Source organism: Prauserella flavalba (genome assembly GCF_003202235.1).
Taxonomy (GTDB): Bacteria; Actinomycetota; Actinomycetes; order Mycobacteriales; family Pseudonocardiaceae; genus Prauserella_A; species Prauserella_A flavalba.
Genome location: NZ_MASU01000034.1, coordinates 1 through 14,964, shown reverse-complemented (window position 1 = coordinate 14,964; position 14,964 = coordinate 1). Strand labels below are relative to the sequence as shown.

The 14,964-nt window shown below is 69.6% G+C and carries 12 protein-coding genes; 3 read left to right on the top strand and 9 right to left on the bottom strand.

The genetic code is table 11. The features are described from left to right. From BA062_RS39055 to BA062_RS39020, 8 genes are all read right to left on the bottom strand, one after another. A partial coding sequence (locus BA062_RS39055) for a recombinase family protein (RefSeq protein ID WP_146240151.1) occupies window positions 1-1,922 on the bottom strand: 1,922 nt, incomplete at its 3' end. 155 nt (window positions 1,923-2,077) lie between these two features. Next, window positions 2,078-2,608, bottom strand: coding sequence for a hypothetical protein (locus BA062_RS39050; RefSeq protein WP_110344151.1), 531 nt, complete (start codon window positions 2,606-2,608; stop codon window positions 2,078-2,080). 185 nt (window positions 2,609-2,793) lie between these two features. Then, window positions 2,794-4,164, bottom strand: a complete 1,371-nt coding sequence (locus tag BA062_RS40920; RefSeq protein WP_110344150.1) for a DNA-methyltransferase — start codon at window positions 4,162-4,164, stop codon at window positions 2,794-2,796. Then, the gene (locus BA062_RS39040) at window positions 4,161-5,204 is read right to left on the bottom strand and encodes a DNA-methyltransferase (protein ID WP_110344149.1); all 1,044 of its coding nucleotides are present in this window, start codon (window positions 5,202-5,204) and stop codon (window positions 4,161-4,163) included. The genes BA062_RS40920 and BA062_RS39040 overlap by 4 nt, the downstream gene beginning before the upstream one ends. Beyond that, the gene (locus tag BA062_RS39035; RefSeq protein WP_206077974.1) at window positions 5,201-6,451 is read right to left on the bottom strand and encodes a DNA-methyltransferase; all 1,251 of its coding nucleotides are present in this window, start codon (window positions 6,449-6,451) and stop codon (window positions 5,201-5,203) included. The genes BA062_RS39040 and BA062_RS39035 overlap by 4 nt, the downstream gene beginning before the upstream one ends. Beyond that, window positions 6,448-7,200 (bottom strand): recombinase family protein, encoded by a 753-nt coding sequence (locus BA062_RS39030; RefSeq protein WP_110344148.1) that lies wholly within the window; start codon window positions 7,198-7,200, stop codon window positions 6,448-6,450. Before BA062_RS39030 ends, BA062_RS39035 begins: the two co-directional genes overlap by 4 nt. 113 nt (window positions 7,201-7,313) lie before the next feature. Further along, window positions 7,314-8,234 carry a DNA methyltransferase gene (locus tag BA062_RS39025; protein WP_110344147.1) on the bottom strand — a complete coding sequence of 307 codons (921 nt, stop codon included), beginning with the start codon at window positions 8,232-8,234 and terminating at the stop codon, window positions 7,314-7,316. Next, entirely contained in the window at window positions 8,227-9,297 is a 1,071-nt protein-coding gene (locus tag BA062_RS39020) for a hypothetical protein (protein ID WP_146240150.1), read from the bottom strand. The genes BA062_RS39025 and BA062_RS39020 overlap by 8 nt, the downstream gene beginning before the upstream one ends. A gap of 448 nt (window positions 9,298-9,745) precedes the next feature. Here BA062_RS39020 and BA062_RS39015 point away from each other — a divergent pair, with 448 nt between their 5' ends. From BA062_RS39015 to BA062_RS39005, 3 genes are all read left to right on the top strand, one after another. Beyond that, complete coding sequence (locus tag BA062_RS39015) at window positions 9,746-10,768, top strand: hypothetical protein (protein ID WP_110344145.1); 1,023 nt, start codon at window positions 9,746-9,748, stop codon at window positions 10,766-10,768. 173 nt (window positions 10,769-10,941) lie between these two features. Next, on the top strand, window positions 10,942-11,271 hold the full coding sequence (locus BA062_RS40915; RefSeq protein WP_043832176.1) for a pilin: 330 nt from the start codon (window positions 10,942-10,944) through the stop codon (window positions 11,269-11,271). A 28-nt stretch (window positions 11,272-11,299) separates the two neighbouring features. Continuing rightward, window positions 11,300-13,444, top strand: a complete 2,145-nt coding sequence (locus BA062_RS39005) for a TrbL/VirB6 family protein (RefSeq protein WP_245960247.1) — start codon at window positions 11,300-11,302, stop codon at window positions 13,442-13,444. Window positions 13,445-13,473: 29 nt separating this feature from the next. Here the strand turns inward: BA062_RS39005 and BA062_RS39000 are convergent, their stop codons facing one another. Next, window positions 13,474-14,712 (bottom strand): IS110 family RNA-guided transposase, encoded by a 1,239-nt coding sequence (locus BA062_RS39000; RefSeq protein WP_110341530.1) that lies wholly within the window; start codon window positions 14,710-14,712, stop codon window positions 13,474-13,476. Between the last annotated feature and the right edge of the window lie 252 nt (window positions 14,713-14,964).

Sequence of the window (14,964 nt, the reverse complement as noted above, 5' to 3'; positions counted from 1 at the left end):
ACTCCAAGGATGGGAACGGGAGAGGTGCTAGCCATGGCACCCTCCTTGTTCTCGTTGTCGTGTTTGCGCTGGTTGAGTCGCCGCTCTCGGTCGAACGGCAGGATGACGGCCTCGTCAGCGGCCTGACGGGTGGCTGGCAGTGTCGTTCCGGCCAGGGTGACCGTGCACTTGATCTGGTTGGTGTCCTTGTGGTAACGGAGTTCGAGTCGGAGGGCTTCGAACAGTCGCCGCGCGGTGTCTTCGGGTAGTTCTTCGATCCGGACCTCGCCCATGGGCAAGGTGTCGAGCAGGTCGGGATTGGGTGCCTGCTGGTTGGCCTCCTCGGCTTCGGCGAGCTGGGCTTCAAGTTGGGTCTTGCGCTGGTGAAGTTCGGCGCGTTCCTCGTTGATGTCGCGCACGAAGTCCTCGGTCGGTGTGTCGATACGGGAGAAGTTGCGGACGAGGTTCTTGATCATTCGGGTGGTGTCGTCGATCTCGCGTCGCAGGGCGGCGAGGCGTTGTTCTCGTTCCCGTTGGGCGGCTGCGCCGAGATCTCGGACCGTGCTGTCGAGCAGGTTGCGGCGGTACGTGCCGAAGATGTGGGTGGAGAGGAACTCGTTGAGTTTGTCGACGATCGCGTCTTCGCGAATCCAGAAGCTCCCAGCGGTGGGATGGCCGTCGGGGACGTATCCCTTCTTCGGTTCGCACACGTAGTAGGCGTGGCCACGGCGGGTCTTGCCGTTCATGCGCCGGCCGCAGTCACCGTGGAACAGGTAGGTGCGCAGCAGGTACGAGCGTTTGGTCTGGGGATGCTTGACGTTGGTGTTGCTGGTGCTGCGTGAGCCGAAGCGGTGTCCGCTGATGTCCTGGGCTTTGAGCCAGTCCTCCAAACTGACGAGCGGTTCGTGAACGGGTTGCGCGGACCAGATCCATTCCTCGATGGGGTTGGCGCGGTTGCCGCGGGACTTGCGGCCCTTGCGGTTCCAGACCATGTGCCCGGTGTACTTGGGGTTGGTGAGGATGTCGCGCACGTTCGAATAGGTCCAGCGGCCGACGGAGCGCTTCGGGTCGACGGGTACCGGCGGTGGATAGGTCGCGGGATCGAGGTTGAGCCGGTCCGCGATGGCCTGGTAGCCGAGGCGTTCGGTGATGCGCCAGTGGTAGGCCATGCGGACGGCGGGTGCCTGCGCGGGGTCGAGGTCGAGGAACGTCTTTTTGACGCCCTTGGCGCGCTTGGCGGGGACCGGGTGCGGGACGTGGCGGGCGCGGTAGCCGTAGCAGGGTTTCCCGACGTTGTATCCCGCCTCGGTGTGGATCGCGAAGCCGTCCCAGGACTTCTCCAGCATGTCGACGACGTAGAACTCGGAAATGCTCTGCTTGACCCGGCGGGTCAGCAATGAGGTGGCGACCTTCGGCTTGCGACCGTCCACTGTGGCCAATTGGAAGGGCTCATCGGCCGCGAGCAGACGCACCCCGGCGCGCTCCAGGCGGTGCTCGATGGTGGTGCCGTAGTACATGTGCCGGGCGGTCCGTTCGATGGACTCGCAGATGACGTAGTCGAATCGCCGATCGGGACGTTCGGCCTCGGCGAGCAGGTCTTGGATGCCGCCGTCACGCGTGATCGGAATGTCGAACTGTTCATGCGCGTGCCCACCGCCGCGGGCGTCGAGGTCCATGCGCCCGGATTCGACGTCGTAGAAGTGCGCGACGATCAGTCCGTCCTCGGGCAGCGCGCGCTGCGATGAACCGAGCTGACGCGGCAAAGACAATGTGGGGTCTTGCATGTCGCGAGTGGACACTCGGCCCAGCCACGCGAACCGCAGCAGAGTGGGCTGTGCGGCGACGATCGGCTCGCCGCCCGCTGCCGCTGCGCTGTAGGGGCTTCGCGCGCGTCCTACGCTGCGTCGTCCAGCCCACGCGCGGACCTGTTCCGGGCCTGCCATTGTGTCACCTCCCACAACACTCGTGCTTGTTCCGCGGCCAGTCGCTGAGCCTCGATTCCTTCCACAGTGCGGATTTCGGCGACCAGTTCCGGTGGTTCGTCAGGAGCCAGACGTCCGGTGGCGTCGTCGCGGCGTTCGTATTCGCCTGCCAACGCTCACACCCCTTGTCCGCTCATGTAGAGGTTTCCGATCGTGAAATAGCTGGCGCCCAGGACGCGGCGGCGGAGGAACGCGGTGAGTGCACGCGCCTGCGGCAGCATCTCCAAGACCGGGTTCCAGGGCTCGGTCGCGTAGGCGATCGGGACGCAGTGCTGCGCGGCGAGGCGTTCGCGATCCAGAATCTCGAACGGATCGCGCGATAGCCGCTCCGCCTTCTCGGAGACGATCAGGTCGTAGCCCGGTTCAGGTACGGACAGAGACGCGGCCAGCTCGCGCCACCCGCCTTCGCGTCGGGGCAGTCCCGCATCGTGCAGCGTCGCCGAGTCCACGTCGGCGGGCAGGTCGTAGAAGCAGTGGGTGATCACCACGCGAGGACGGAACACCCGCTCGCACAGCGAGTACTGCTGGCGTAGGAGGCGCAGGGCGATCGCGTCGGTCCTGTTCTTGCGTCCGTAGAACACCGCCCTGATCGGCTCGGGCGCGGCGGTGATCCCGTCGGTGGCCGTAGTCGCTGCTGGGGCGGACATGGGAATCGTGCCTCCTGGTCTCCTCGTCCCGCGCCACGTGCAAGCACCTGTCGTTCAGCGCGAACCAGCTGGTCAGAGCGTCCAGCTGGGTGGTGCGGGCCTGGGATCGTAGCGTCGATCAGCGAGAAACGGAGGCCCCGAACGAGTGGGCCCCGCCTGTCGTCCACGTCACACCGGCGCGGGTGTCACGCGGCGCGCGGAACCGGTTCCGGGGCCTGGTGGGTGCCGCGGGCTCGTGCTTGCTGGCGGGGGTCGTGGACGCGCCAGGTGGCGAGGCGGCAGTAGTCGCGACTGGCATCCAGCGAGATGGCGCGCCGGCCGTGCACGGCGGCAGCCAAGGCGGTGGTTCCGGTGCCACCAAAGGGATCGAGCACCACACCGGGAACGCTGGCCGCGCTCGTGTCGGCGCAGTCGCAGGCGTCGGCGAACTCGGTGGCCCGCGATAGCAGGAACTCGCGGGCGTAGCCGCCCAGCGCGGCCCGCGCCTCGGCGACGAGCTGCCCATCGGGATGCTCGTGCACGGCCGGACGGCCCTGGGTGTCGAGGGCGCGAGGCGTGTCGTTGAGTCCCGCGGCTCGCAGCGCGGCCAGGTGGGCCTCGGTCAGGCCGTGCTCGCGCACCAGTTCCAGCGCCCGCCGCGTCTGTGGCCGGGAGGTGTCCAGGCCGAAGGCGACCGGGACGCGGCGGCGGCCCTGCCCGCAGGCGGTGCACACGCTCTGCGGCGACCACCCGAGGACGAGTCGCCGAGGCCATTCCACCGGAAACGACGCGAAGTGCGCGATACCCAGGTGCGGAGGCACCCGCAGTGGTTGAGGTGCGATCTCCCATACCGATCCGGGCAGGCGGCCGTGCGGGTGCAACATCTGCCGTCGTTTCAGGGTCTGCTGTTCCGCACCCGGGTAGTACCGGCCATCGCGTGCCGCGCGGCCAGGATCGGATCGATGCGGCGCCACACGAGCGAGACTCGACGCGGAGTGCGGGAGCCTGATGGTGTCGATGGCGTTGTAGTAGCGCGGGTTGAGCGTGAAGTGGAACCAGGTTTCGTGGCTGCGGCGGACCCGGTCGCGCACGGACTCGGGCAGTCCGTGTGGTTTGGACCAGATGATCTCGGCGCGCAAGATCAAACCGAGTTCGTCGACGCAGCGCAGGGCGTAGCGCCACGGCAGCCCGATCAGCGACTTCGCCGGAACGCTGCGGTTGTGTGGGTCGCCGCCGTCCGGGACCTGCCCGGCACCGCGGGTTCCGTTCAGGGAGCGGCCTTTGCCGTTGTTGTGGCTGGAGTACTTGTCACCGAGGTTGATGAAGATTGACCCGGACGGTTTGAGGACGCGGATCATCTCGCGGGTGCAGGCGATCAGGTTCTCGAGATAGGCGCCCGGGGTGTCTTCGGCACCGAGCTGTCCGCGGTAGGCGGTGTCGCCATCGCGGTAGGTCCGCAGCCCGAAGTAGGGCGGGCTGGTGATCACCAGATCGACGCTGGCGTCCGGGACTGGAAGGTCACGGGCGTCGCCGTGAACGATCTCCGGTTTGACGAAGGCGATGTCGTCGTCGGTCATCGCGGCCCTCCTGCGTCCGGGCCGGCCGCAGTGATGCGCCGGAGTGCGAGGTCGTGGTAGGTGGCCTTGGTGTCGATGCCGGTGAAACGCCGGCCGAGCGCGCGGGCGGCGACGCCGGTGGTCCCGCTGCCGCTGAATGGGTCGAGGACGTGGCCCCCGGGCGGGCATCCGGCCGCGATGCACCGGCGCGGGATCTCCACTGGCGATGGCGCGGGATGCCTGGCGCGGGTGCGGTCGGGCGGGATGGTCCACACGTTGCCGGGGTTGCGGCCACGCTGCCCGTCGGCGGGTGTGCGGGGCCAGGTTCCGCGTGCGGTGTTCGGCTTGGTGCCGCCGTAGTGGGCGCGGCGGGACAGGGCCCGGTCGCCGGTGTAGGGCTGCCGGATCGCATCGAGGTCGAAGTAGTAGTCCGGCTGCGTGACGAACAGGAAGAGCATCTCGTGCCGGGTCGTGAGCCGATCGGAGATCGGGGTGGGCGTGGCGTGGGGCTTGTGCCAGACGATCGCCGACCGCAAGATCCACCCGTCGTCCTGCAGGGCGAAGGCCAGCCGCCACGGCATGCCGAGCAGGTTCTTGTGCGGCACGTCCGCTCGTGGCCGGTAGTGCGGCTGCCCGGCCTGGCCGGGCGCCGCGCACCAGTAGCCGTCCGAGTTGGTGGAGTAGCTGTCACCCAGGTTGACCCACACCGTGGCCCGCGGGGTGAGCACCCGCCGGGCCACAGAGAACGTCGCGCGCAGAGTCTCGATGTAGTCGTCCGCGGTCGGTTCCAGCCCGATCTGCGGATGCTCGCGCCGGGCCCCGCAGTCTCGGCATCGCCACCGCCCGGTACCCGCTTCGCGGAGGCTGGCGGGGCGGTGGCGGCAGCCGGGCCGGCCGCCGGTCCAGGTGTCGGGGGCGTAGTCGCGCAGCCGCCAGTAGGGCGGGCTGGTGACCAGACAGTCCACCGAATCTTCGGGCAGGTTTCGGATTCCGGCTTCCGCGTCGGCGGTCACCAGCGTGACGGCGTTGTCCTCACGGGAGTGTGCAGCGAAGGTGGTCACGCGGCCCTCCCGGTGTCCTGTGCGGACAGGCCGAGGCGGCGCAGGCCGATGTCGTGAAACTCCGAGTTGAGGTCGATGCCGAGGTAGGAGCGGCCGAGCTGGCGCGCGGCCAGGCCGGTGGTGGCGGCGCCGCTGAACGGGTCGAGCACCACCCCGCCGTCGGGGCATCCGGCGGCGATGCAGCGCAGCGGGATGTCGACCGGGAACGCGGCGAAGTGCGCCTCGCGCAAGGGGCGGGTGGTGATCGACCAGACGTCGCCGGGATTCTTGCCCCGAGCGTGCGCGGCGGTGTGCCGCGCCCCGGTCGGGCGCATCGCGTCCCCCGGTGCTTTCCCGGTGAACGGATCGGCATCCCGGTATTTGCCGTACACGCTGCGCCCGCGGCGGCGCGCGGTCGCATCGACCCCGCCGTGACGGCCCTTGTTCGCACCGCCGATCACGATGCCCTCCCCGACCGCCTCGGGACGGGTGAGTGGTTCGCGGATCGGGTCGAGGTCGAAGAAATACTTCTGCTGTTTGGTCAGCAGGAACAGCATCTCGTACCGGTTGGAGACCCGGTCGCGCACGGATTCGGGCATGGCGTTGGGTTTGTGCCACACGATCGCGTTACGCAGAATCCAGCCGTCGGCCTGCAACGCGAACGCGACCCGCCACGGCATGCCAACCAGGTTCTTCCGCGGCAGGCTCCGTGTGCGCGCCACCCCGGCCTGGCGCAGCGATTCCCGCAACGGCGCCGCCGCACCACGGCCGGACAAGGTGCTGGCCCGCATCGCGTCCCCGGTGCGGCCGGGCGGTTCGGCGGAGTACGAATCGCCCAGGTTCAACCACACCGTGCCGGTGTCGGCCAGGACACGGTGCAATTGCACGAAGACCTCCCGCAGCCGGTCGACGTAGTCCTGCGGGGTCGCCTCCAGGCCGTGCTGATTGTCCTCGCGGCGGGCGCCGCACCGGCGGCAGCGCTGCGGCACGCCACCGCGATGCGCCGCGGACGCGGGATAGGCAAGACCGGGGTGTTTGGACTGGGGAATGTTGCCGCCGCGTCCGGTCGCGGCCAGGTGCGCGCAGCCGGGGTCACCGCCGACCCAGGTTCCGGTCCCGTAGTCGCGCAGCCCCCAGTACGGCGGGCTGGTGACCACGCAGTCCACCGACTTCTCCGCCAGGCCGGCGAGGGTGGCGGTGGCGTCGCCGGTGTAGAGCGTGACCATCTCGTCGCGGTAGTGGACGGTGCTCGTCGGATGCTGGGTCACGCCGCCTCCCTGCCCTGGTCGGCGAGTCCGGTGGTGTCGGCGTCCGGGGTCGACGAGACCCAGCGGGCTCGGCGGTTGTGGACCGTCCAGAACAGGGCAGGTTCGACCAGCGCCCGGTGGCTGCGCTGCCGTGACCACGTCCAGTTTTCCGGCGGCTGGTCCACTCCGCGCAGCGTGCGATCACGCACGACGTAGCCGAGGTAGACGGGGTTGGCCAGGATGGTGCGCACTACCGCGCGGTTCCACTCGCGTGCCCGGCCGGACACGGGATCGACCGGGCGGGGATGCTGCTGGTCGGTCAGGCGCCGGGTGATGGCGCGGTCGCTGAGGTTCTCGTACCGAGACCAGGCGAAGATCAGCGGCACGACCGGCGCGCGCAGCGCGTCGACGACCAGCCGGTGCCGCCACCCCGCACGAGCGGACTCCGGCTCCACCCAGTGATGTTCCAGGGCGTAGCCGTACGGTGCGGGCCCCAACCACCAGCCATCGCGGGTGCGCCGCCACAGCGTCAACCGCGACCGCCGGGCAAGCTCCACCTGATACAGGTAGACGCCCAGATCGGCAGACTCGCGCCGGTCATCGTCGTCATACGGAGCCAGCGGGTATCCGGTGAGGGCTTCGCGCAGCCGCCTCCATCCGGTGGGTGACTCAGGCCTGCGCGTGCGATAGCTGACGAACGGATAGAACAGAGGATTGATACGGGGTGAAACCCGACGCGGGCGGCGACCCGGTTGCGGACTGAGGTCCATGAGATTCGCTCCTTCGGCAAGGTGGGTGTGAGGTCGCGAGCCGCGGGACGTCGGCTCAACGTCGCTGCGCCGCGGGCAAGGCGCCGACGGCTGCTCGGTGAAGCGGCGCGCACTCAGGCCGCGGCCGAATCGGGCCGTGTCCCGCGCCCGGGGCGGTGCGGTCGCGGCGGTGCGTGCAGCGCCGGGAGGGGCTGGTTCAGGGCCGGATCGGCGGCGTCGGGATCAGCCCGGAGCACCAGCGCGGTGTGGTGCGCGGGCAGCGCGACCGGATGCCCGAGAGCCCGTTCGGCTCGGGCGGCGGCGCGGCGCTGCGCCAGCGACGCGCGGGTGTAGGTGCGGCCTCGTCGCACCGTGGCGGTCAGCGCCACACACCGCGCGACCGGTGCCAGCCCGGCCGCGGTGGCGACCGCCGCGATCCGGCTGGGAACGTCGAGCAGGTCGTGGCGCACGGGGTGGCGCTGCGGGGCGCTGGTGATGACCACGTGCCCGCCAGGACGCAGCGGCGGCCGGTATTGCGCAAGCAGCCCGTGCAACCGCTCCAGGGCACCATCGAGGTCGCCAGCCGGCCCGGGGCGCAGGGTCGTCAGGAGGAGATCGATCCGCCCGGTCAGTCCGGCCGTGGCCGCGGCGACGGCCGTTCCGGGGCGTCGGTCGAGGATGAGGACCATGCCGTCGACGAACACCCCGCGCGCCTTCGTGGCGGTCACATTGGCGCGGGCCAAGCGCCACCACCGGCGCTGTCCGGTCAAGCCGATCGCGTGCCGTCCGGCCCGCAGCGCTTCGACGATCGTGGTGCCCGCTCCGCAGTCGGGATCGAGCACGACATCACCGGGCCGGGTCAGCGCCGCGATGGCGTAGCGGGCGATCGCCGGGGCCATCAGGGCGGGGTCGGCGCCGGTGGCGTCGTGGTATCCGCCCTCGGTCAGCTGGGCCGTCAGGCTGTCGGTCCCGGTCGGCCACAGCGACGACACAACGGGGCCTTCGGACCGCTCCCCCGCCGGGCGGGTGAGCTGCGTGCCGGTGCGCTTAGACATCCGAGGTCTCCTTCTCGTCGAGGGCACCGTCGTCCGTCGCGTCCGGAGCCATCCGCCCGAGCAGAACGAGGTCGTGGTGCACCGTGCGCAGCGGTGGCGCTGTGGCGTCGACCGCGCGCGGCGAGAAGTCCGGCGCAGGTACTGCGGTGCGCATCCGGTCGGCGGCTGTGAGGCAGTTCGGCGTGTCCGGTACGGGCGCGGTGAGCACGGCGATGTGATCGAGACACCGCATCCCACGACTACCCAGTGTGTTCAGCAAAGTCGCGCGCGGATCGCGCAGCCAACCATCGCGGCTATCACTGTGTGTGACTGTTGCGAGGAGGCCGCGCGGGGTGAGCAGGGCGTCCCAGTCGGTGCGTGCGAGCCAGTCGGTGGCGTGCGGATCAAGCGCGGTGATGATCAGGTCGAAGCCACCGCGCGGTCCGTCTCCGTCTCGATGCCGAGGGCGCGCGGAGTCGGGGTGCGGTTCGGGCACCGGGTGCAGCCCGAGCCGACCGAGTCGGGGTCGCGACCCCGACTCGGCTCCGGCACGGCGGGAGGAGTCGGTGTGCTCGGCCGGGTCGTCGGAGGTGGGTGCCGTGGTCGCGGTGTCAGCGCCACGACCGAGCCGGGCTACGGTCCAGACTGCCTCGGCGAGACCGGCGTACGCCTCGGCGCTGCGGGCGTTGCCGGCCGCGTGCTGAAAAGCGCGCGGGGATGGCGGCGGGGTGAGCAGAAGGACGCGGTCGCCGGGGCGCGTGTAGGTCGTCACGAGGGTGACGATCGTGCGTCCGAGCCAGCCGGGAAGCAGTGCGGTACCGGGCAGCATCTCCGCGTCGGCGAACGACCAGAACGTCGCCGGACGTGGACGCCGGGCAGCTGCGGTAGCAGGTGTGGTCCGTGGCGCACGGTGCCGGCCACGGCGGAGGCTCGCCGTGTCGCGATGCGGCAAGCGGCGGTGACGGCGTCCGGGCTCGGGATGCGGTGTTGAGGTCATCGGTGGCCTTCCTCGCGGTGTGATCGGCGTGGTCTGCCAAGTCACCCCAAGAAGCCGGTTTTGAGGCCGTTTTTCGACACCGCTCACCCAAGTTTTTTTCGAACTCCCGAAGCCCGGCGCCCCACGCATCTAGACGCGAGCCCGAATGTGTCGAAACTTTCCCAGCGTCCGGAAGTATTCGAGCACGACACCGTGCGGATTGACTTGCTGTCGAATAACCCGGGCACGGTCAAGAAGAATTTCTGACCCGAATCAAAAGCGCTCGGCCGGAGTCGCCACTAGCCCACCACGGCGGACCGCCGACTGCTTACTAAAGAAGCACTTAAAAGACCAGTTCACACGCTATTAAGGCGATCCTGGATGCCGCCGGAGCAGGCTGTCCCGAGCAGGGGTTTCTGAATCCTTCAAGGTGGCGGCTTTAGTAGCCGCATCCACCTACTAAGAAGATCATCCTTGTTCTTTTCTTGTCCTTTTCTTGTCGCCGCCCTGGCGTCCTGACGGAGCTGATTCGCCAACTCCAGTCAGGAGCACATCAATGACGAACGACGAGATTGTGTCCGCACCTATCCGGCCCGATCACGAGGGGCACGAATGGTTGCCGCTGGACACCGCGCGCGACGCCTTCGGGTGGCTGGTCACCGGGCCGAAGCCGATGGCCGTGGACGGGGCCCGGTTCGTCGGATTGCCGCGGCGGCCGGTGCCGCTGGACGAGCTGCGGGACCGGGTGATGAGCAAGCAGTGCCCGCATCGCACCCAGGACGACGTGTGGGCGCATTTGGTGCTGCGTTCCCGCGCTCACGGGGGCGCGTGGACAGTCGCGTGCGTCGGGATGGCACTGCCGTCGCTGGCCTCGAGTTCCCGGTGGCTGGCGGCGCGGTATCCGCTCGATCGCGCAGATGTCCACGCGGCCGTACTCGCCGGATTCGTCCAAGCATTGGCGACGGTGGATCTCACCGATCCCGGCATCATCGCCAGGCTGCACTTCGCCGCTCGCCGTGCCGGGCAAGCGGCACTGGAAGCGTCCCTGGACGCCCCACTGCCGGCTGGCTCGGGCTATCACTCCGCAGCGCCGCGCCCGCCGTACGGGCACCCCGACTTGGTGCTCGCGCGGGCGGTCGGTGAGCAGATTCTCACCCCCGCCGAAGCGGACCTGATCTCGGCTACCCGGCTCGGCGAAACCTCGGTGACCGACTGGGCGCAAGCCCACGGCGCCGCGCTCAAGACCGCGTTCAAGGCGCGTGATCGAGCCGAAGACCGACTCGTCACCTGGCTGCGCGATCAGCTCGCCGACACCGACTCCGAAGACCCCGTCGCCGACGCAGCGGTTGCCGCTCTGGTCGCCGACTCGCCGGATGCTCCCGCCGAGGAAAACCCGTCGTTATCACGCGCTGTGAGCGGCCGTCTGCGCAACGGCTGGCCGACCGCTTCCAAAAAATCGTCACGGGCGGTGTCGAAAAACGACCCGAAATCCGGCTTCTTGGGGTGCGGGGAGACCCCACCCAGCTCTCCGCGTACCGCCGAGCACGAGCCGACTTCGGAGGTGCGCCGATGCGCGTGACACCCCATCCCCAAACCCAGCACACCACCGCGCCGCCGCGCTCCCTCGCGTCGAGCGCATCCGATCAGAACCGGCCCCTCACGGGCGTCGCCGGCCATTCACGACCGACAGCACACGCGGATGCCGCACGTCCACGTCATCGGACCTCTCGGTCGCGCCCAGTGCGCCGCGCGGTGACGCGCTCGGTTGCCTTCGCGGTACTCGGCGCGGTCCTGCTCAGCTCGCTCACCGCGGATGCGGCGCAGGCCTCGACACAGGTGCTCGCGATCGCGAGCAGCGTCGGGCAGGTCTTCGACAACATCCGCAACTGGCTGGTCGGCATCCTCGCCGGGCTGGCGACGGTGTTCCTCACCATCGGCGGCGTCCGGTACCTGATGGCCGGGGGCGACCCCGGCGAAGTCGAGAAGGCCAAGCAGTCGTTCAAGTCGGCGGGCTGGGGCTACGGGTTGGCGGCGCTGGCGCCGCTCGTGGTGGAAATCCTGCGCGGGATTGTCGGGGCCTGAGGCTATAACCGCGACCCGAAACCCCCGCGTGCCCGAGCCCGATCGCGGCGAGCCCGGCACCGGCGCACGCCCGGCGGAGACGGTGCGCCGGGAGCGGGTCCTGCTCGCCCCGCCGACCCCGCAGCGCACCGGACGTGGTTCCCGGCGGCGGCTGGTCTGGCTGCTGGCTCTGGGGCTGACCGTGGTGCTCGGCGGTGCGCTGGCTGTCAGTGCGTGGGCCTCGCCCGGTGCACCCCGGCAGCCAGGCACGCAGCAGGCGGCGCTGGCGCAGCCCGCGGCGCAGCAACCGCCACCACCGTTGCCGCTGCCGCCCAACCCCAGCGACACGTGTGCGCCGAACTCGCCGGACCCGACGTGTCACTTTCCGACCGGCACGCCGCGCCCGTCGATCCCGGCGACGCCGCTGCCGCCGATCACCGCCCTGCCGCCGCCGACAAGTTGCTTCCCCGGCCAGATCGGGTGCACACCCGGTGGCCCGACCACCGCGCCGAGCACGACTGCGAACCCGCCGTGCACGGGTGAAGACTGCATCCCGCAGCCCACCCCGACACCGAGCACGAGTCCGCAGCCGGGTGGCCCCAGCACGGGAAACGGCGATCCGGACTGCGGACTGACCAACATCACCGGCTGCATCGCCAAGGCGATCAACGGGGTGTTCAAGGATCTGGTCAATGCCGCGCTGTCGCCGATCCTGGAGTTACTCGGCCACACCGCGCTGACCACGCCGACGCTGGATCAGCTTCCCGGTATCGGCGAGCTGTGGAACAACTCGTGGCAGATTGTGCTGGCCTGCTACGGGATGCTGATCCTCGTCGCCGGGATCGTGGTGATGTCCCACGAGACGGTGCAGAGCCGGTACTCGATCAAGGAGATCGGCCCGCGGATTCCGATCGGATTCCTCGCCTCCGCGCTGTCGTTGTTCTTCGCGGAGAAGTTCATCCGGCTGGCCAACGCGCTGTCCGCCGCCGTGCTCGGCGACGGGGTGAATCCGCCGTCGCTCGGGTCGACCCTCAAGGACGCGGTCGAGGGCGCGGTCTCCGGCGGGTTCTTCATGATCCTGCTGGCGCTGGTGCTCGTGGTTGTCGGGATCGCCCTGCTGATCGTCTACGTCGTCCGCGTGGTCATCACGTTGATCCTGATCGTCACCGGGCCGCTGTTTCTGATGTGTCACTGCCTGCCCCACACCGATGGCATCGCCCGGTGGTGGTGGAAGGCGCTCGGGGCGACGCTGGCGATCCAGGTTGCCCAGTCGCTGGTGCTGATCACCGCCGTGCGGACATTCCTGGCCGGCGGAGTGCATCTGTTCGGCTCGACGCTGTCCGCGCTCGGCATGCTCATCGCCGCGATCGCGCTGTTCTACATCCTGTTCAAGATCCCGTTCTGGGCCCTCTCGGCCACCAAGATCGGCAACGGCCGGTCCTTCCTCGGCGGGCTCGCGAAGGCGTACATCGCGGCGAAGACGTTCGGGATGGTCGCCGGGAAGTCCGGCGGACTGGGCAAAGCCGGCGCGGTCGCGGGTGGCGGAAAAGGCAGCAAGGGCGGCGGGGGCCGCGGCGGTGCTGCCGCCGATCCGCCGTGGCCCGCTCAGCCGCGGATCGCGCCGACACCGGAGGCGGTCAACAAGCGGTTGCAGGCGGCCTACGACGCCGACCGCGCCCGTGCTGCCCAGCAGCCGCGCCCGCCGTCGCAGCGACCGGAGTTTCTGCAACCCGGTCCGCAGGAGACCACCCACGACCCGGCTGTCACCCCGGCCACCCAAGGACCCGTCATGCCCGAATTCAGTTCCGCATCCAAGCCCGCTACGGCGGTCCCGCCACCCGCCGGGCGGCGCAGGCAGGCCGCGACGGCGCCCCGGTTCCAAGCTCCCGGTGCACCGCGCCGCGCCGGTGGTGCCGCGCCCCCGGCTCGACCGGTGGCGGTGGCCGCGGTTCCGCCGCACTTGCGGTTCCAGCCGCCGACGCCGGAACCGCCCCACGTGTCCCAGCCGGTCAAACCAGCGGCCGTGCCACCCGCTGCACCGGTGTTCCGGACCGCGCACCCGGAGCCGCGCATCGGAGACGCCCGCCCACGCACGCCGTCCGTGCCGCCGGTGACGTTCCGGGCGCCGACCACGCCACCGACACCGCCGAAATCCGTACCGAAAGCCCCGCCCCGTGGAGGTGAGAAGTCATGACACCCCTTGTGTCAACCTCAAGATCAAAGTCAGGCTGCGGTCGGCTGTTTCATCCGGTGTTGGGCGCCGCCGTGCAGGGCCGGGTCGTAGGGCGTGTGGTTTTGCCAGCAGCGCCAGAGGACACGGATCCAGGCTCGGGCCAGGATGCGGGTGGCGTGGGGGTGGTCCTTGCCGGAGGCGCGTGCTCGGTTGTAGATGTCGGCGGCCCAGGGGCTGGAGTGGCGGCTGTTGTCGGCGAAGGTGGTGATGGCCAGGCGCAGGCGTTTGTTGCAGGCCCAGCGGAAGGACACGCCGCGTTGTTTGCCGGAGACTTTGGTGACGGGCGTGATCCCGGCCAGTGCGGCGATGGCGTCGGGGTGGTCGAACGCGGCGCGGGAATCGCCCCATTCGGCCAGGATCTGGGCGGCGTTGATGGTGCCCGCACGGGGAAAGGATCGGAAGACCTTGCCGTCGGGGTGGGTGTCCATCTTCTCGGCAATGGAGCGGTCCAGGGCCTTGATCGCGGTATTGAGCGCGGTAAGCATGCCGACCTGGGCGAGCACGGCGTCCTGGACTCCTGTGGACACCACGGGATCGAGCGTGCCGGCCGGGGCAGAGCGCAGCCGGGCCAGCAGGACGGCGGCGGGTTTCCTGCCCGAATAGCCTTGTTTGGCGCAGAACGCGGCCAGCTGCTTCTCGGTCAACGAGGCCGCCGAGACGGCGGTGGGATAGCGGGTCAGGAACGCCAGGGCGATCGCGGACTCGATGTTGGCGAAGATGGCCTTGGCGCCTGGCCAGTGCGCGTCCAGCAATGCGGCGAGCTGGTTGGTCGCCGCTATACGGGCCTCGACAAGATCACTACGGGTACGCACAACGGTGCGCAGTGCCTTGGTGTGACTGGACAACGGTGCGGCGGGGCGCAGCCGGTGGATCCGCACTCGCAGGTAGTCGGCGATCACGTGTGCGTCGCCGGGGTCGGATTTGGCGCCGGAGAGGACTTCGGCCTCGCGCCAGGTCTTGATCGCGTTCGGTTTGACCGGCAGCACCGGGTGACCGGCCTCCAGCAGCGCGTCCACCAGGCGCCCGTCCGGGCGCTCGATCGCCACCGGGATCTGCTCGGCCGGGCCGAGGCTGCCCAGCCTGGCGGCCAGCCGGCCGAAACCGGCGGCGGTGTGATCGATGGTGAACGCGGCGATCTTCTTGCCGGTGTGGTCGAGCACGCACACGGCATGCTCAGCCCCCGCCCAGTCGATCCCCACGAAGAACAGTGGCCCATCCTGCTGCGACAACCGGGTCGCCTTCCTGCGTGTAGTCCAGGGCAGGAGCCAGACGGAGGCAAGGGAACCGACAGCAGAGTGGTCACTAACCGGCGCTCGATCGCGCGTCCCTTTGTCATCGCTTCACGGTTCCGGGGAAGCCGGGGGCGGCAGTGTCATGAAGGCCCACAAAGGGCGACCAGCCCAAGCCGTCACCCCGACTTCCGCCTAGTTCCTACCACAAGCCCCATCCAGGGGCCCGCACGGAAGAGGGTGCACTAGTGA